Annotated in this window: 15 protein-coding genes; 6 read left to right on the top strand and 9 right to left on the bottom strand. The window is 45.1% G+C overall.

What is annotated here, in order from left to right:
- Positions 1-100: 100 nt before the first annotated feature.
- From odhB to sdhC, 6 genes are all read right to left on the bottom strand, one after another.
- Positions 101-1348: a 2-oxoglutarate dehydrogenase complex dihydrolipoyllysine-residue succinyltransferase gene (gene odhB / locus ACLHG7_RS14955; RefSeq protein WP_410211784.1), complete on the bottom strand. Its 1248-nt coding sequence runs from the start codon at positions 1346-1348 to the stop codon at positions 101-103.
- On the bottom strand, positions 1338-4184 hold the full coding sequence (locus ACLHG7_RS14960) for a 2-oxoglutarate dehydrogenase E1 component (RefSeq protein ID WP_410211785.1): 2847 nt from the start codon (positions 4182-4184) through the stop codon (positions 1338-1340). The genes odhB and ACLHG7_RS14960 overlap by 11 nt, the downstream gene beginning before the upstream one ends.
- A gap of 660 nt (positions 4185-4844) precedes the next feature.
- Positions 4845-5555 carry a succinate dehydrogenase iron-sulfur subunit gene (locus ACLHG7_RS14965; protein ID WP_114898257.1) on the bottom strand — a complete coding sequence of 237 codons (711 nt, stop codon included), beginning with the start codon at positions 5553-5555 and terminating at the stop codon, positions 4845-4847.
- 16 nt (positions 5556-5571) lie between these two features.
- Positions 5572-7371, bottom strand: a complete 1800-nt coding sequence (gene sdhA, locus ACLHG7_RS14970; protein ID WP_410212041.1) for a succinate dehydrogenase flavoprotein subunit — start codon at positions 7369-7371, stop codon at positions 5572-5574.
- 66 nt (positions 7372-7437) lie between these two features.
- Positions 7438-7788: a succinate dehydrogenase, hydrophobic membrane anchor protein gene (gene sdhD, locus ACLHG7_RS14975; RefSeq protein WP_410211786.1), complete on the bottom strand. Its 351-nt coding sequence runs from the start codon at positions 7786-7788 to the stop codon at positions 7438-7440.
- Complete coding sequence (gene sdhC, locus ACLHG7_RS14980; RefSeq protein ID WP_410211787.1) at positions 7788-8189, bottom strand: succinate dehydrogenase, cytochrome b556 subunit; 402 nt, start codon at positions 8187-8189, stop codon at positions 7788-7790. Before sdhC ends, sdhD begins: the two co-directional genes overlap by 1 nt.
- A gap of 620 nt (positions 8190-8809) precedes the next feature.
- On the opposite strand from sdhC, the gene gltA reads away from it, so the two are divergent.
- Both gltA and ACLHG7_RS14990 read left to right on the top strand, forming a co-directional pair.
- Positions 8810-10099 (top strand): citrate synthase, encoded by a 1290-nt coding sequence (gltA, locus tag ACLHG7_RS14985; RefSeq protein WP_410211788.1) that lies wholly within the window; start codon positions 8810-8812, stop codon positions 10097-10099.
- A 110-nt stretch (positions 10100-10209) separates the two neighbouring features.
- A complete protein-coding gene (locus ACLHG7_RS14990; protein WP_410211789.1) occupies positions 10210-10770 on the top strand; it encodes a cysteine hydrolase family protein in 561 nt (186 codons plus the stop codon).
- A 4-nt stretch (positions 10771-10774) separates the two neighbouring features.
- On the opposite strand, the gene ACLHG7_RS14995 is transcribed toward ACLHG7_RS14990, so the two are convergent.
- Both ACLHG7_RS14995 and ACLHG7_RS15000 read right to left on the bottom strand, forming a co-directional pair.
- Positions 10775-11209, bottom strand: a complete 435-nt coding sequence (locus ACLHG7_RS14995; RefSeq protein ID WP_410211790.1) for a type IV secretion protein Rhs — start codon at positions 11207-11209, stop codon at positions 10775-10777.
- Positions 11210-11317: 108 nt separating this feature from the next.
- A complete protein-coding gene (locus ACLHG7_RS15000) occupies positions 11318-11527 on the bottom strand; it encodes a hypothetical protein (RefSeq protein ID WP_410211791.1) in 210 nt (69 codons plus the stop codon).
- Positions 11528-11743: 216 nt separating this feature from the next.
- On the opposite strand from ACLHG7_RS15000, the gene ACLHG7_RS15005 reads away from it, so the two are divergent.
- Positions 11744-13372, top strand: coding sequence for an NAD+ synthase (locus ACLHG7_RS15005; RefSeq protein WP_410211792.1), 1629 nt, complete (start codon positions 11744-11746; stop codon positions 13370-13372).
- Positions 13373-13408: 36 nt separating this feature from the next.
- A complete protein-coding gene (locus tag ACLHG7_RS15010; protein WP_410211793.1) occupies positions 13409-14485 on the top strand; it encodes a hypothetical protein in 1077 nt (358 codons plus the stop codon).
- A gap of 10 nt (positions 14486-14495) precedes the next feature.
- Here ACLHG7_RS15010 and ACLHG7_RS15015 read toward each other — a convergent pair whose 3' ends face one another.
- The gene (locus ACLHG7_RS15015) at positions 14496-15113 is read right to left on the bottom strand and encodes a TetR/AcrR family transcriptional regulator (RefSeq protein ID WP_410212042.1); all 618 of its coding nucleotides are present in this window, start codon (positions 15111-15113) and stop codon (positions 14496-14498) included.
- A 260-nt stretch (positions 15114-15373) separates the two neighbouring features.
- Here ACLHG7_RS15015 and ACLHG7_RS15020 point away from each other — a divergent pair, with 260 nt between their 5' ends.
- Positions 15374-16312: a ferritin-like domain-containing protein gene (locus tag ACLHG7_RS15020; protein ID WP_410211794.1), complete on the top strand. Its 939-nt coding sequence runs from the start codon at positions 15374-15376 to the stop codon at positions 16310-16312.
- A gap of 138 nt (positions 16313-16450) precedes the next feature.
- Positions 16451-18022, top strand: a complete 1572-nt coding sequence (locus ACLHG7_RS15025) for a flavin-containing monooxygenase (protein WP_410211795.1) — start codon at positions 16451-16453, stop codon at positions 18020-18022.
- The last annotated feature ends 157 nt before the right edge of the window (positions 18023-18179 follow it).

Consider the following 18179-nt stretch of genomic DNA (forward strand, 5'->3'; position numbering starts at 1 on the left):
AGGATTCAAGTGTTTTGTAAATGTCTGCTCCCAGCAAGGCAACCTACAAAACACTTTTGAAATCCATGCCTGATGCCAACGCATCAGGCCAAAAGCAACCTTACAGATCCAACAATAGTAATGCTGGATCTTCGACTAAATCTTTCAATGTCACTAGGAAGCTCACCGCTTCTTTACCATCAATCATACGATGATCATATGACAGTGCTAAATACATCATCGGCAGAATCACAACTTGACCATCAACCGCCATTGGGCGCTGTTGGATCTTGTGCATACCGAGAATTGCAGTTTGGGGCGGGTTTAAAATTGGCGTCGACAGTAATGAACCGAAGACACCACCATTGGAAATGGTGAATGTACCGCCAGTCATATCATCGATACCCAATTTGCCATCGCGTGCCTTAGTACCATAGTCAATGATATTCTTTTCCACTTCCGCAAGGTTCATGCGATCCGTATCACGCAGGACTGGCACAACCAAACCACGGTCAGAAGACACCGCAACACCGATGTCGTAATAACCATGATAAACAATGTCGTTACCATCAAGTGAAGCGTTCACTGCTGGGAAACGTTTTAGTGCTTCAGTGGCTGCTTTAACAAAGAAAGACATGAAACCTAATCGGGTACCATGACGTTTTTCAAAACGATCACCGTACGCTTTACGCATATCCATAATCGGTTTCATATTAACTTCGTTGAAAGTCGTCAACATCGCTGTGTCTTGACTTGCTGACAATAAACGCTGAGCAACACGTTGACGTAAACGGGTCATAGGTACACGTTTCTCAACACGCTCACCAACTGCAAGAGACACGGCTGTCGCAGTCGGTGTAGCCGCAGCAGGTGCTGCCTTAGGCGCAGCAACATGTGCAACCACATCTTCTTTGGTTACACGGCCGCCACGACCTGAACCTTCGATATCAGCAGGATTGATGTTGTTCTCAGTCACCGCTTTGCGCACGGCAGGACTTTGATCCTGAGCCGCTTGTGTTTGCGGCGCGCTGTCTGGCACGACAGGGTTCACCGCTGGATCACGTTCACTGATCGGCATTGCACCTGCTTGTGCAGGCTCCTGATGAGCAGGGATTGATGGTGCAGCAGCACCGCCGGCATCAAACTGAGCCAAGACTTCACCGGATAGTACGGTATCGCCTTCATTTTTGATGATACTCGATAAAACGCCATCAGCAGGGGCGACAACTTCTAAAACAACTTTGTCAGTCTCGATATCTGCCAAAACTTCATCGCGTTTAACCGCTTCACCCACTTTTTTATGCCATGCAGCAACCGTTCCGTCTGCAACTGATTCAGGGAAAACCGGGGCTTTAATTTCAGTGGCCATTAGATGTTGCTCCTTCAGATTCTTCGTCTATACCGAGTGCGGCTGCAACCAGTGATGTTTGTTGTTTTGCATGTAAATAAGCTGAACCACATGCTGGTGCAGCAGATGCAGGACGTGATGCGCAGCGCACTGGTGTGCCTGCTTTAACTTCATATACAACTGGGTAAAGTAGCGGTGCGAGGAAAGACCATGCACCTTGATTTTGTGGCTCCTCTTGGCACCAGACCACTTGCTTATTATTGGGATAAGCAGCAAGTGTTTGTCCTAAGCGTGCGGCTGGGAACGGATAAAGCTGTTCAACACGAATGATAGCAACATCAGTTAAGTTCAACTCACGACGTTTTTCAAGCAAATCGTAATACACCTTGCCACCACACAGCACAACGCGTGTGACCGCAGTCTTATCAATCGCATCAATCTCATCGATCACGGTCTCAAACTTACCCGTAGCCAGTTCGGACAGCGTTGATGTTGCAAGCTTATGACGTAGTAAGCTCTTCGGCGACATAATCACCAACGGCTTACGGATTGGACGCACTGCTTGACGACGAAGCAAATGGAAGATTTGCGCAGGAGATGTAGGTGTACAGACTTGCATGTTGTCTTCAGCACACAATTGCAAGAAGCGCTCTAAACGTGCAGAAGAGTGTTCAGGTCCTTGCCCTTCATAGCCATGCGGTAACAGCAAAGTCAGACCGCAAACACGCTCCCACTTGGTTTCACCGCTGGAGATGAATTGATCTACAACAACCTGAGCACCATTCAAAAAGTCGCCAAATTGCGCTTCCCAAATAATCAAACCATCAGGAATCGTCGTCGCATAGCCATATTCAAATGCCAAGACGGCTTCTTCAGACAAGAAAGAATCATACAGTGCAAAACGGGCTTGATCAGGTTTCACATGTTCAAGCGGCACATACATCTCACCGTTGACTTGATTGTATAACTCAGCATGACGATGCGAGAATGTTCCACGCCCTACATCCTGCCCGGTTAAACGGACAAGGAAGTTTTCATTAAGTAGTGTCGAGTATGCTAGCGTCTCAGCAGCACCCCAATTCAACGCCAACTCACCAGTCTGCATTTTCAAACGATCATCAATCACTTTTTGAACTTGCTTCTGCAATACAAAACCATCTGGCAGCAGATTCATTTGCGTGCCTAATGCTTTGAGCGTATCTATATCAACACCAGTGTTATAGTCATCAACCAAGGTATGACCTAAATAAGGTTTCCAGTCGATGAATAATGCTTTGTTTGGTTCGCCAACCAAAGCATTTGCCACGTGTTCACCTTTCTCGAGTGCGTCACGATAATCTTCGATCATTTGATCTGCATCAGCACGACTAATCACACCCGCTGAAACCAGCTTGTCGGCATATAGAGTGCGTGTGGTGGGTAACTTTGCGATCACTTGATACATCAGAGGCTGTGTCGCTGATGGTTCATCCGCTTCGTTATGACCACGACGACGATAACAGAACAAATCAATCACCACATCGCGGTGGAACTGCATGCGGTAGTCGACAGCCAGTTGGGTAATAAACAGAACTGCTTCTGGATCATCACCATTGACATGGAAAATTGGACACTGAACCATTTTCGCAACGTCAGTACAGTACTCTGTAGAACGCGCATCATCTTGACGACTGGTTGTAAAACCAACTTGATTGTTCACAACAATATGAATCGAACCGCCTGTGGTATATGCACGAGTCTGTGACATCTGGAAGGTTTCCATCACCACGCCTTGACCTGCAAAAGCAGCATCACCATGCGCAATAATTGGAATCACCGCATCACCACCGATGTCTTTGCGACGTACTTGACGTGCACGGACCGAACCCTCAACCACAGGACTCACGATTTCCAAGTGGGAAGGATTAAATGCCAGCGCCAAATGCACTTCACCGCCAGGCGTCATGACATTACTTGAATAACCTTGGTGATATTTCACATCGCCCGAACCTTTTTTATTAAAGGTTTTGCCTTCAAATTCACCAAATAAGTCCGCAGGATTCTTACCTAAAATATTCACCAACATATTCAAGCGACCACGGTGCGGCATACCAATCACGACTTCACGTGTGCCGACAGAACCTGCGCGTTGAATAATCTCATTGACCATCGGAATAAAGCTCTCGCCCCCTTCCAGACCAAAGCGTTTTGCACCGACATACTTACTGCCGAGCAATTTTTCTAATCCTTCAGCAGCGGTTAAACGCTCCAGCAAACCAATTTTAACTTTATCTGAAAATTGTGGAATACCGCGTGCACCTTCTAAACGCTGTTGCAGCCAATGGCGCTCTTTGGTATTAACAATGTGCATATACTCAGCACCGACAGAACTACAATAGATCGCCTCCATTGCGGTAACCATCTCACCGAGCGTGGCTTCAGACTTACCAATGCGCAGATTACCCGTTTGGAAAGTCGTATCAAAATCAGAACGGGACAAACCATGAGTCGCCAGATCCAGATCAGGCACATGCTGACGTTCCATCAAACCCAAAGGATCTAAGTTTGCTTTTTGGTGTCCACGGTTACGATACGCTGCGATGAGTTGCAATACACCGACTTGACGTCTTTCGTGATCGGTACTGACTGAACTTTGAGCCATAGGCTGCAAACGCGTTGAGTTGCGTGCCAGCAGGACAAATTGTTCAATGACATTACTATGCGGCTGATCGCCTTTAGGATATTGGTCAAACAGTGTTTGCCAATCTGAACTGACCGAACTGGGATCGGTCAGATAGCGCTCATAGAGTTCTTCGATATAGGCTGCGTTCTCTCCGGATAGCTCGGTATCCGCTCGCTGCATCTGTGCCTCTTGCATGAGTTTACTCGTCTTTAAATCACTACTAATCTAACTATTACAATCCTAAGGAAAACCAATTTCTTCCCTAACACTGCGCCTAAACATGTCTTACCACTGGAACTGCGACCACTGCGACCCAACACATGAAAAAGCAGTATTCGCAAAAGTGCTTTTACCAGCAAAACATTCGAAAAAAGAATTTCAAATGCACTGCTTAGACTAAGCCAAACGCGCACTTCTCACCACATCCAAACTCACGTTTTACGTTAGTTTTTGTAGACGAGAAACCCCATTCGTGCAGCATCCAAAAAAAAACCATTTGGATAAACCACCACTTTTAAACAGTCCAGTCTAGGATGGACATTTTTTTACAAGTCAGATTGGCAAAAGAGGCGGTATCTACATACAGCCCATTTGGCGAATATGACTTCTCATAAACTCTTACATTAAAATACCGCTCACACCTTGAGCAAACTAACCTCATGTTTGCTCATCAAATTAGCGGCTCAATGCCTAAATTTCATGGTTGAAAATGCTATCACGCATCACAACCTTCACTGGATTTTTTTGAACTATAGCTGATATTAAGATAAGAAATATTACTAGCTTTTGACTGCAAATTAGCCGTTAAAACAAAAAAACGCACCAAAGAAGGTGCGTTTTTTATCTTCCAGCCAATTAACCAGCTTGATCTAAGATCATATTACGGATATGTCCAATCGCTTTGGTTGGATTTAACCCTTTCGGACAAACCGAAACACAGTTCATAATGCCGCGGCAACGGAATAAGCTGAATGGGTCATCCAGATCAGCCAAACGCTTTGCTGTGTCTTTATCACGTGTATCCGCGATAAAGCGATACGCTTGGAGCAACGCAGATGGGCCTAAGAATTTATCAGGATTCCACCAGAATGATGGGCATGATGTGGAACAGCATGCACACAGAATGCACTCATACAAGCCATCCAACTTTTCACGGTCTTCAGGAGATTGTAAGCGCTCAGTCGGCGGAGCAGGCTGTTCGTTGATGAGATATGGGCGAACTTTTTCATACTGGGTATAAAATTGTGTCATATCCACAACCAGATCACGAATCACTGGTAAACCAGGCAATGGACGCAATACGATTTTAGCAGGCAGATCATTTAAGTTCTGCAAACACGCCAAACCATTTTTGCCATTGATGTTCATGCCGTCAGAACCACAAATACCTTCACGGCATGAGCGACGGAACGACAAGGTCTCATCCTGCTTCTTCAGTTTGATCAGCGCATCCAGCAACATACGGTCGCTTTCTTCTAACTGAATCTGAAAAGTCTGCATGTAGGGTGCTTTATCCTTATCAGGATCATAGCGATAGATTTCAAAAGTACGGATTCCGTGACTCATCTCGATATTCTCCTGATTAGAACGTACGTGGCTTAGGTGGGACTGGATCAACAGTCAACGGCTTCGTGCGTACAGGCTTGTATTCCAAACGGTTGTCGGCAGAGTACCACAGCGTGTGTTTACGCCACTCTTCATCGTTACGACCATTGGCCATCGTGGGATGATCCGCTGGATATTCGTAGTCGACGACAGTATGCGCACCGCGGCACTCTTTACGTGCTGCAGCAGAAACGATGGTTGCTTTAGCCACTTCAAACAAGTTTTCAACTTCAAGCGCTTCGATACGTGCCGTATTGAAGACTTGTGACTTGTCTGCCAGATGGATATTTTTAACACGAGGTTCCAGTGCCAGAATCTGTTGTACACCTTCATCCATCAGTGCTTGAGTACGGAACACGCCAGCATGAGTCTGCATAACCGCACGGATTGCATCCGCGACGTCTTGTGCATTTTCACCCTGTGTAGACTCTTGCAACTTGTTAATACGACCCATGCTGCGTTGCAGTACATGTGACGGCAGTGGCTTGTAATCGCTTGACGAATTACGCACAGTCTCAGTGATGTGATCCCCAGCCGCTTTACCAAATACGATCAAGTCAAGTAGTGAGTTGGTGCCCAGACGGTTTGCACCGTGCACACTCACACATGAACATTCACCGATCGCATACAAGCCTTTCACGACCACGTTCGGCTCGCCGTCTTTAGGCACAACCACTTGACCATGAATATTTGTCGGGATACCGCCCATTTGGTAATGGATTGTCGGAACGACAGGAATTGGCTCTTTGGTACAGTCGACGTTGGCAAATTTCTTACCAATTTCAAAAACTGATGGCAAGCGCTTCATGATGCGCTCTTTACCCAAATGAGTCATATCGAGCAGTACATAATCACCGCGAGGACCACAACCGCGACCTTCTTTAATCTCTTGGTCCATCGAACGCGATACGAAATCACGTGGCGCCAAGTCTTTTAATGTCGGGGCATAACGCTCCATAAACGGCTCGCCGTTTTTGTTACGCAGTACCGCACCCTCGCCACGACAGCCTTCTGTCAAGAGTACACCAGCACCCGCCACACCCGTTGGGTGGAACTGCCAGAACTCCATATCTTGCAATGGAATACCTGCACGTGCAGCCATACCCAAGCCATCACCCGTGTTGATGTAAGCGTTGGTTGATGCCGCATAGATACGACCTGCACCGCCCGTTGCAAACAGGGTTGCTTTGGCTTGGAATACACCCACAGTACCGGTTTCTTGATCGATCGCGGTGACGCCCAGCACCTCGCCTTCATCATCACGAATCAAATCGAGCGCAATCCATTCAACGAAGAACTGAGTACCCATTTCGAGATTTTTTTGATAAAGCGTATGCAAGAGTGCATGGCCAGTACGGTCAGCGGCAGCACATGCACGTGGCACAGCTTTTTCACCATAGTTTGAACTATGACCACCGAATGGACGTTGATAGATCGTCCCATCAGCATTACGGTCAAATGGCATACCCATGTGTTCAAGCTCATACACCATTTTTGGTGCTTCACGCGTCATGAACTCAATTGCATCTTCATCGCCGAGCCAGTCGCCACCTTTTACGGTATCGTAAAAGTGGTAGTGCCAATTATCTTCATCCATATTCCCCAGACTTGCACCAATACCGCCTTGGGCAGCAACTGTATGCGAACGGGTTGGAAATACTTTCGTTAAAACCGCAACTTTAAGACCTGCGCGTGCAAGTTGTAATGAAGCACGCATACCTGAACCACCGCCACCAACAATCACGGCGTCGAAGTTCAGGGTCTTGATATTGCTCATGTCATCTTTGGACAATGCAGCCACAAATACTCTCCTTAAACCTGTATAGCGTTGATATCTTTTTGATTACCAGAAAATCTGGACACCCCAAAGTACAAAGACCACAATTGAAATGACGGTCGCTGTTTGTAATACCAAACGCAATCCAACTGAACTGTTGATATAGTCGGTAAAAATCGTCCACATCCCAATCCAAGCATGACCCGCTAAAGAAAGAATCGCTAGTAAACTGAAGATTTTCATCGGTAAGGTCATCATGAAACCGTACCAGCTCGTGTAATCAAGCGTATGGTTTAATGAATGACAAAGAACCCAACCGAACACAACGAGGGTATATAACGCAAGCACAATCGCCGAAACGCGCTGCACAACCCAATCGCGTGAACCTAGACCTGTTAATCCTGTTGCACTATTCATTAGAGCACCACCCATATGAAAGCTGCGACGATACCAATGCCCGACAAAGCAAGCATGATCCATGATGCATTGCGACCGCTTTGCAGCTCTTCAGCCACACCAACGTCAGCAAGTAAATGCTTAATGCCTGCAAATAAATGGTAAATCAGACCAGCAAGGAATACCCAAACGATGAGACGGACACAAATATTTCCGAAAATTTCGTTATGGACAACATCGAACTCTTGCGGCGATGCCAATGAACGTTGCAGCACATAGAGTAAAGCGGGAATTAATAGGAAAAGAACAACACCAGAGATACGGTGTAAAATGGACGCAATCGCCACTGGCGATTTTAAATTGACACTAATGACTTGGCTTAGTGGCAAATTAACAGGTCTTTTGCTTTTCAAGGCGATCATCCTGTAGTAGTACCTAGCTATAAGCTACTTGGATCTGAATCCATGCGAGCAGCTAACCACTGGGGTTAAGGGAATTTAGATTTAAAAAAGACCAAACACGCTTCAAAAGTACCACTATCAGCAATGAAGCCCACACTGGTCTAAAACGCCCCGAAAGTATAATGAGTAGCACAAATAATTACAAATGACTTAATGTAGGCTCTGATCACTCTTTTAGCGATGCATCTGACCCAATTTTATTGATCCAGTGCACTCTCCCTGAAATTCGACCAATTAACGATCTATATTTTTTTTCAAAAAAACGATATCACCAGACTAAATGACTAAAGTATTTTATCAACGCGCAGATGCGCGTTATCTTGTAAACAGAATTTCTTACACATCGTTTGAATGATCAGTTGCCGCTTTTTATTGTTTTTGTAGTAATATTAGCGCACTGTTTTATGCGTCCTCCTCAAAAACCTCTGTGTTTACCGCATCTGCGCGTCGTGAAGGTCGCTGATTGAATGTACTTTTGCTTTAATTCGGTGTTGATTTAATTCGATTTTGATATACGTTTGCGATCTGCAACTTTTGTTCTCAATCATTTTTCTGGTTTATCGTTTCTGGAGAGTTTCCAAATGTCTGGCACTTCGACTGGCAAAAAAGCCGTACTCACGCTCAACGAACAACAAATTGAGCTACCGATTTATAGCGGCACGCTTGGTCCTGATGTGATTGATGTCAAAGACATTTTAGCAAAAGATCATTTCACATTTGACCCTGGCTTCATGGCAACTGCAGCCTGCGAATCCAAAATCACGTACATTGATGGCGATCAAGGAATCCTGCTGCATCGTGGCTACCCAATCGCACAACTGGCTGATAAGTCAGACTATTTAGAAGTTTGTTACCTGCTATTGAATGGCGAACTGCCAACAAGCGAACAAAAAGAAGAGTTCGTTAAACTCGTGACCAACCACACCATGGTTCACGATCAAATCCGTAAATTTTTCGACGGCTTCCGCCGCGATGCGCATCCAATGGCCGTAATGTGTGGTGTTGTTGGTGCTCTGTCAGCGTTCTACCATGACGCATTAGATGTCAACAATGTTGACCATCGTAATATTACGGCTATCCGCCTCGTTGCAAAAATTCCAACGATCGCTGCGATGTGCTACAAGTATTCAGTCGGTCAGCCGTTCATGTACCCACGCAACGACTTGAACTACGCTGAGAACTTCCTCTATATGATGTTCGCTGTTCCTGCCGATGTAGACTACAAAGTGAACCCGATCCTTGCAAAAGCAATGGACCGTATTTTCACTCTACATGCAGACCATGAACAAAATGCATCAACATCAACAGTACGTCTTGCAGGCTCTACTGGCGCAAATCCTTACGCATGTATCGCGGCAGGTATCGCAGCACTGTGGGGTCCTGCACATGGCGGCGCAAACGAAGCCGTATTGAAAATGCTGGACGAAATCGGCACTGTCGATAAAGTTCCAGAATTCATGGAAAAAGTAAAAACCAAAGAAGTAAAACTGATGGGCTTTGGTCATCGTGTATATAAAAACTTTGACCCACGCGCAAAAGTTATGAAAGAAACCTGTGATGAAGTGTTGGCTGCGCTTGGCATCAACGATCCACAGTTAGAACTGGCCATGAAACTGGAAGAAATCGCGCTGAACGACCCGTACTTCGTTGACCGCAAACTTTATCCAAACGTCGACTTCTACTCAGGGATCATCCTGAAAGCAATTGGCATCCCAACCAGCATGTTCACAGTGATTTTCGCACTGGCGCGTACTGTAGGCTGGATCAGCCATTGGCTGGAAATGCACTCATCTGCATACAAAATTGGCCGTCCACGCCAACTGTATACCGGTTCATTGCAACGTGACTTTACACCACTCGACAAGCGCTGATTTTATAATCAAGCTAGTGTAAACAGCACTGGCTGTGATAAAAAAGACTGCTCCGGCAGTCTTTTTTATTTTAAAACTCAGCTCACTCACCAGAAGAAAGGATAACGATCTTGTCCAGTACCCAAACCGCGCTCATCATCATCGATATGCAAATCGGCATGAGTCTTCCAACTGCTGGTATGCGAAATAATCCGACTGCTGAAAAGAATATTGCTACATTATTGATGCTGTGGCGGCAAGAAAAACAGCCGATTATCCATATTCGTCATATATCCCGGTCTTTAAACTCATCGTTCTATCCCAATCAGCCATCAGCAGATTTTCAACCCCAGCTTGCGCCCCTGCCCCATGAGCATGTCGTTGAAAAGAATATACCCGATGCCTTTATCCAAAGTGGGTTAGAACGCTGGCTACATCAACGCAATATTAGCAATCTGGTCATAGTCGGAGTCAGCACCAACAATTCAGTCGAAGCCACAGCCCGCAGTGCAGGAAACTTAGGATTTAATACGATCATAATTGCCGATGCGACATTTGCTTTTGCAAAGAACGATTACAGTGGCAGGCCTCGTACCGCGGAAGAAGTTCACGATATGTCACTTGCGAATTTAGATGGCGAATATGCGAAAATTATGACAACTGAAAATTTGATACAAACTCTGGGGAAATAATATCCTAAAAGGGTAAACACGCCTTTAAATCCGCACAAGGCTCATTCCTTGCATTACGGAGAAACCAGTCCTGCACCATTTGTGCTTGTTGCTCAATCCCATACTGTAAAAAGGCCTTCCCTTCTTTAAGGACATAGCGATAACGCCGATTCAATAGCGCACGTCTAACCACTTTCATTCCTTGCTGCACCTGCCAAACATGGGTGAGTTCATGGATCAACCATGACTGCAGCTCTAACGACAATACACTAAAATCATCCACTAAATCTTCAGGATGAAAGTAGACCGAACCGTTGGGACTCATCGCATAATTTTTAAGAATCAATCGACTACTGCATAAACGAATCGTTGCCAGATCCAAATTCTCACCAAAGACAGAGCGAGCTAGAGCCGCCTCACCCACGGTCAAAGTCCGGCATGTTGGTCTGAATACATTCATAAAAGGCGCTGATTGTTTAAAGACGTATGCGCTGAAGGGCTTTAAAAATAATCGCTTTAATGACTGTGCTTTTTCTCTCCATGGATTAAACAACTTTAAATGACTCCATCATTGAAAAAAACGGTTCGCATGATCACGACTACAAAAAAAATGCTCACGTAAACTCACCCCTTTATCAACACGGATCAAGGTATTGCAAAACGCACACGCCTTCAACTCCAAGGCTTCACGTTCTGGGGGCAAGACGGGAGACATCATGCGCCAGATCACGCGCACAAGATAAAGAATAACACCAGCAATAATCAACAATTTCAGCATACTAATCTACTTTCACCTTTAATCCACATTGAATACAGTGTTAATCTATCAACACTAAAATGATCTGACTTAAACCCAAAGGTCACATATTTACCCAAAAATCATACCTGCAATTTCTGTATAAATGTTGTCGCCTGCGATATAGTGGGGGTACATTAAATTATAGTCACAGCAACCCATTTAAAGGGTACGCTTTTATTGGAATTTTTATAAAACATGAGTGTTTTAACCCTTGCTTTAGCACAATCTGCTTTTTTAGTCGGCGACATCGCTGGTAATACCCAAAAAATTATCGAACAATCCAATGCAGCACGGGAAAAAGGCGCACAAATTATTGTATTTCCAGAGCTTGCATTAACGGGATATCCTCCTGAAGATCTCTTGCTTAGACCCAGTTTGACCCCACGTGTTCATGCAGCATTGGCACAAATTGCGGCAATCGAAGGCATCGTCATTGTGGTAGGTTACCCACTTAATGATACCGCCCACAAAAAACGTTTTAACAGCGCTGGGGTTTTCGCCCACGGTGCTGAGCGTGGCGTCTATCATAAGCAGAAACTGCCGAATTACAGTGTTTTTGATGAAGCCCGTTATTTTGATGCAGGCACGGACAGCGTGATCTTTGAAATCAGTGGTCGCAAAGTTGGTCTACTGATTTGTGAAGATATTTGGCATCGTCAACCGATCAAAACATTGAAAGATAATGGTGCTGATCTAGTATTAGTCCTTAATGCATCCCCTTTCCAAATCGGTAAACAAGAACTACGTCGGACACTACTTTCCCGCCGTGCATCAGAAAATGAAATCCCACTTGCCTACGTCAATCTTGTCGGTGCACAAGACGATCTCGTCTTTGATGGTGGATCACTCGCCATCAACGCCGATGGTCAGGTTGCGGCCGAAGCAGGACGCTTTGAAGCTGAATTACTACTGGTGAATTTCGATCTTGAACAAAACACCTTTGTGACTCAAGAAGCATTAAAACCGCTGCCTAAAGTCGCAGAAATTTATCAAGCCCTCGTTCTTGCAGTCAGCGACTACGTGAATCACTCACGCTTCCCGGGTGTCATTATTGGACTATCAGGTGGTATTGACTCGGCACTATGCCTTGCTATTGCCGTCGATGCACTCGGTGCTGATCGGGTCAATGCGGTCATGATGCCTTATCGCTATACTGCCGCGATCAGTATGGAAGATGCGGAAGCTCAAGCACAGCGCCTGAACGTCGCCTATCACGTTGCCGAAATTCATGGCATTGTCGATGGCTTTGCACAGACTCTGGCACCTTTGTTTGCTGATGCGCCTGTTGATGCGACTGAAGAAAACCTTCAAGCACGTGCTCGTGGCACCGTGCTTATGGCGCTATCCAATAAATTTGGTCAATTGGTACTGACCACAGGCAATAAGTCAGAAATGTCCGTTGGTTATGCAACCCTCTATGGCGATATGGCTGGTGGCTTTGATGTTTTAAAAGATGTATATAAAACTCAAGTTTACGAACTCGCTAAGTTCCGTAACTCTTTAGAAGAAACACCGGTTATTCCTGAGCGTGTGATAACCCGTCCACCTTCAGCAGAGCTTCGCCCTGAGCAAACGGATCAAGACTCTTTACCGCCTTACGATGTATTGGATGCGATTCTCTACGGCTATATTGAACGTGATATGAGTTTGGATGCATTGGTTGGACAAGGTTTTGATCAAGCAACAGTTCAACATGTGATTCATCTCGTGGATCGCAATGAACACAAGCGCAAGCAGTCTGCACTCGGCCCACGGATTAGTGGGCGTGCATTTAGCCGTGAGCGGCGCTACCCACTGGTCAATGGTTGGACCGCTGGCGAATAATGAGCGCTAATGAATAGCGAGGCAGAGAGTACTTTTATGGACAACAATACAATAAACGCTACCGTAAAAGCGCTCGCAGATGAATTATTAGCTGCGCAAGTCGAGGAGGCGCGTTCACGCCTACTCGACGAACGCCTTGTTGATCTCGCTGCGGCCGAGCTGGATATGTTGATGGCTCAAGCGGACGAAATCCCTCTTGGCGAAGTGGTCAGTCGTCAAGCGCTTAAAGATGTCGTCCGTGTCTTTGCTTTTGAGCTAAATCTTGGTGCTGGCGTCATTGCTCTTGCCGGAGACATGGCGCAACAACTTCATCGTACGGCTCAAAAAGACGCACCGAAACTCAAAGAGTTACTCAGCAATAATAGTGCGTCGCAATGGCTGAACAAAATTGTCGAGCTTGGTGAGTTTCGCCGCTTGATTCTCGATAAAATTGGTCATAGCGTCACATTGCATCAGTTTGTTGCAGATCATGTCCTGATTCTCATTGAACAACAAATTGCCCAACGATCACCAAATTGGCTGCAAGAACTGACATCCAATGTCGATGTTGAGGATCAGCAAGGATTCCGGGGACGACTCAAATCCAATGTCCGTCAGAAACTAAACAGCAGAGTCCGTCAACAAGAAGAACTGTTAGAACGTACACTGCGTCAAGCGGTCGCCAAAACGATTAAAAAAAGCTGTTCAGATTTGGCTCAGTTAGATGAAAATGTCTGGCATGATGCAATTTGGCAACTCTGGCAAGTAGTGCGTGATGAATCCGTTTCAGAATTTACCAAGGGTTTAGATCCGCTGGACATTGAAGAGTTTCTCGTGCTTGGTTATAACGAATGGCGTAAAATTCGCCAGACCGAATACATACAGCGCCTGATCAATACAGGGATTGATGTTTTTTATAATGCTTATGAAGATATTCCGCTTACGGAAGTGCTAGAAGATGTCGGTGTCACGCGTAACCATATGCTTGCAGAAATATCACGCTTCGCCCCGCCTGTCATTCAAGTGCTCGATGAACATGGCTATATTCGCGAGATTCTCACTCGGCAATTCAAACCTTTTTATGAGAATCCAGCGACGCACGCAATTTTACAACGCGCGATAAAACGCGCTTAGAATCATTATATTAATGGCCCGGTTTTTCAACTTGATCTAAACGCGCAAATTCCGCATCAAAGTAACTCGTTGTCATACGACTTAAACCTTCAAGTAGCTGATCAAATGTCACATTGGGCGTTGGCGTACTGAGATGTCGGATCACGCTAAAAATCCCACCAGTAATACAAATATAATTGATCGTCGCCATATTTTCGAGACGTAGAAATTTTGGATTATGCATGGCATAACGCATTGCAAACTCCATCAGTGCCGTTTCAATCAGCGGGGAATAACGCGAATAGCGCACATATTTCAAGTAAATTCCACCATCCTTGCGCAGCAGATCACTAAAACTATTCAGCAGTAATTCGACAACATCGTGTAAATTTAACCGAACAAGATTAGGCGTAAGCTTACGCAGCATATCGACAATATCGTTCACAAAGTGCTGATTCATCGCCTGATAAATGGCTTCCTTGTTTTCAAAATACTCATACAGCGATCCCACTCCAATTCCTGATATTTCAGCAATTTGTCGTGTTGTTGCCCCATGTATTCCGCTTTGAGAGACCGCAATAAACCCCGCTTGAATAATCGTATCCACGGTAACTTTTGCGCGTTGCTGTTTAGGTTTTCTGACCATAATGGAACCGACTTGTATCCGAACAGAGAGTCGGATTATTCTGAGGTTTATATAGGATTGGATCAATTGCCACTTTGATCATATACCAGATTTTTAATGAGTAAATCGGCACATGGTCAAAATCTTGAAGAAACAAATTTTTTAAGACGATTACAGCGCTTCAGTCAATGCGAAATAGCATAACGCAATCCTCTAGCCGTGACACAAATTGACTAAACGGCTTCCACCACCCCCTTAATGATATTTGCAATGCGGAGATAATCATGGCCTCTATTGATCTCGACAAAATGCTGGCTAAAGTCAGAGCAACCCAATGGGCACTGTCCGATATTGATTGGGACGCCCCTGGTGCAGAACTCGTGACGGGCAATCCAGAGCTTTATGCAAAACTCAAACCCTTTATGGCTGATCTCATGTGGATTGAACACATCGGTGCACGTGCTTTTTCTGCCATGTCAAAGAAAGCGCCAACTGAAACATTAAAACAAATGTATAGTCACTTTCATGCTGAAGAACAGCGCCATGCCAATGCTGAAATGGCACTCATGAAACGTTGGGGCATGCTGGATGGTGATGTAATCCCTGAACCAAACAAAAATTTACGCCTCACTATCAAATGGCTCGATACCTACGCCGATAAAATGCCCTTTTACGTGCTCGGTGCAGTGATTCCGATGCTTGAAGTCGCATTAGATGGGGCGCTATGTACCTTCTTGCTTGAAACCGTTGAAGACCCTATTTGTCACCGCGCTTTCGATTTGATTAATGATGATGAATCACGCCACTTGGGTGTCGGTTTCTCGGTCATGGAAGCCCAAGGCTACAACAAAACACTGATTGAACTATCAAAAATGGCGGCACGGATTATCGATCCACGTTTGTTATTGGGCATCGCCGCATACCTGCCGCTCCTCAATAAAATGCGTGATAACGTCATCAAGATGGGACTTCCCGAAGAAAAACTCTATGCCGCCATGCGTAAGTTTGAAAAAATTGCTGGTCGTACCGCAGAGGGTCGTCGCAATCCTTGGTATCAGATCATCAATTGGAATGCGCGGATGGTGGTCAATCGTAAAAACCGAACCTACCACATCCCTGTAGATGCAATGGTCAGAGCAACAGATCGGCTTCCTGCCAATAAGATGCCTGAGATGCCAAGTTGGGTTAAAGAGCTCACCTATGAACCCAGTGCTATTCATTAATAATGAATGACATCATTCGTTTTGATTAGATAGAAACCACATTAAACGCCTCTCTTGCGATTGAGCACGACATGCCCAATTGCAAGTTAGTGCGAGTTATTTTTAGAACTTTTCAGATTTTTAATTCTGAGTATGATTATGAATTCACAAGCCCATTTAAGTGCGACCACCGTTGAAAGCACCCCACAACCAGCCTCAACAAAGCCACGTCAAACACGCAGCAAAAAAGTGACACCCCCTGTCAAGAAAGCATTGGCTATCATTGACACATTAATCATTGGCGCTGGGTTTGCAGGATTAGGCAGCGCAATCCGCCTAAAGCAAGCGGGTCTAGAAAACCTGTTGATCATCGAAAGGTCAGATAGAGTCGGTGGCACTTGGCGCGATAACACCTACCCAGGTGCAGCTTGTGACATCCCGTCAAATCTATACTCCTACTCATTCGCACAAAATCCGAACTGGTCACGTGGCTTTTCCAATAGTTCTGAAATCCTAGGCTATATTCATTATCTGGTTGATCATTTCAAACTCAGCAATCTGATTAAGTTTAACCAGAATGTTGCCAGCTTAAGCTTTGATGAGCAGACCGGCCTATGGACGATTGCTCTGATCGATGGTGAATTCTACCAAGCCCGTACAGTTATTTCTGCGGCGGGCCCCTTGTCTAATTTTAGCTTCCCCGAAATTGCAGGTTTAGAAAGCTTTAAAGGTAAAAAAATCCACAGTGCAAACTGGGATCATAATTATCAGATTGAGGGTAAGCGTGTTGCAGTCATCGGCACCGGTGCAAGTGCGATTCAAATCATTCCTGAACTGGTAAAAACTGCGGAATTCGTCAAAGTATTCCAACGTACTCCAGGTTGGGTAACGCCACGCCCAGATTACAAAACACCAGAGTGGAACAAAATCATTTTCCGTAAATTGCCTGCCACGCAAACGGCTATGCGAAAGGCACTGTACTGGACCCATGAATCTATGGCTTTAGCAGTCATTTGGAACTCTCCCCTAACTAAAGTTGCAGAGCAATTGGCCAAAAGTCATCTGAAACGCCAAGTGAAAGATGTCTGGTTACGCCGTCAGCTCACGCCAGACTTCAAAATTGGTTGCAAGCGTGTATTGGTATCCAATGACTACTACCCGGCCCTACAACAACCCAACTGCAAACTCATTACTTGGCCAATTGTAAAAATCACTGAAAATGGCATACAGACCATGGAGGGGGTAGAGCATGTCGTCGATTGCATCGTATTTGCAACGGGCTTTGATGTCAGTAAATCGGGCACACCATTTCCAATTACAGGAATCAATAATCGTAATTTAGCTGAAGAATGGTCTCGCGGAGCACAAGCCTATAAAAGTATTAATGTTTCTGGTTTCCCAAATTTGTTCTTCACCTTTGGACCCAATTCAGGCCCTGGACACAACTCCGCCTTGGTCTATATGGAGTCGCAAATTGATTATGCAGTTCGCGTGATCAAAACCATCATCGACCAAAAAATAAAATTACTGGATGTCAAGCCTAATATCCAAGCTGAATATAATCAAAAAATCCAAAAACGTCTAACCAAAACCAACTGGAATTCAGGTTGTAAAAGTTGGTATTTGACAGATGATGGCTTTAATTCAACCATGTATCCTGGTTTTGCCACCCAATACCAAAATCAAATGAAGAATATTGATTTCAGTGACTACAGTCTCGTAATGAAATAAATATAATACAAAACAACAACATACATAGCTTTCAAATCTTGAGAGCTATGTAGACTTTCAAGATTCTTCGAGTATTGCTGATTGATATTCAGAAAACAAAAACTCTACATACCACGCACTCAGCCAAAGCTTTAAAAAACGAGAAATGTCTAATCGC

Source organism: Aquirhabdus sp., from assembly GCF_046462495.1.
Classification (GTDB): Bacteria; Pseudomonadota; Gammaproteobacteria; order Pseudomonadales; family Moraxellaceae; genus Aquirhabdus.

Bases quoted from the DNA above. Each gene is read 5' to 3' on its own strand.
- odhB (WP_410211784.1), bottom strand. From the start codon at position 1,348: ATGGCCACTGAAATTAAAGCCCCGGTTTTCCCTGAATCAGTTGCAGAC.
- ACLHG7_RS14960 (WP_410211785.1), bottom strand. From the start codon at position 4,184: ATGCAAGAGGCACAGATGCAGCGAGCGGATACCGAGCTATCCGGAGAG.
- ACLHG7_RS14965 (WP_114898257.1), bottom strand. From the start codon at position 5,555: ATGAGTCACGGAATCCGTACTTTTGAAATCTATCGCTATGATCCTGAT.
- sdhA (WP_410212041.1), bottom strand. From the start codon at position 7,371: ATGAGCAATATCAAGACCCTGAACTTCGACGCCGTGATTGTTGGTGGC.
- sdhD (WP_410211786.1), bottom strand. From the start codon at position 7,788: ATGAATAGTGCAACAGGATTAACAGGTCTAGGTTCACGCGATTGGGTT.
- sdhC (WP_410211787.1), bottom strand. From the start codon at position 8,189: ATGATCGCCTTGAAAAGCAAAAGACCTGTTAATTTGCCACTAAGCCAA.
- gltA (WP_410211788.1), top strand. From the start codon at position 8,810: ATGTCTGGCACTTCGACTGGCAAAAAAGCCGTACTCACGCTCAACGAA.
- ACLHG7_RS14995 (WP_410211790.1), bottom strand. From the start codon at position 11,209: ATGAATGTATTCAGACCAACATGCCGGACTTTGACCGTGGGTGAGGCG.
- ACLHG7_RS15000 (WP_410211791.1), bottom strand. From the start codon at position 11,527: ATGCTGAAATTGTTGATTATTGCTGGTGTTATTCTTTATCTTGTGCGC.
- ACLHG7_RS15005 (WP_410211792.1), top strand. From the start codon at position 11,744: ATGAGTGTTTTAACCCTTGCTTTAGCACAATCTGCTTTTTTAGTCGGC.
- ACLHG7_RS15010 (WP_410211793.1), top strand. From the start codon at position 13,409: ATGGACAACAATACAATAAACGCTACCGTAAAAGCGCTCGCAGATGAA.
- ACLHG7_RS15020 (WP_410211794.1), top strand. From the start codon at position 15,374: ATGGCCTCTATTGATCTCGACAAAATGCTGGCTAAAGTCAGAGCAACC.
- ACLHG7_RS15025 (WP_410211795.1), top strand. From the start codon at position 16,451: ATGAATTCACAAGCCCATTTAAGTGCGACCACCGTTGAAAGCACCCCA.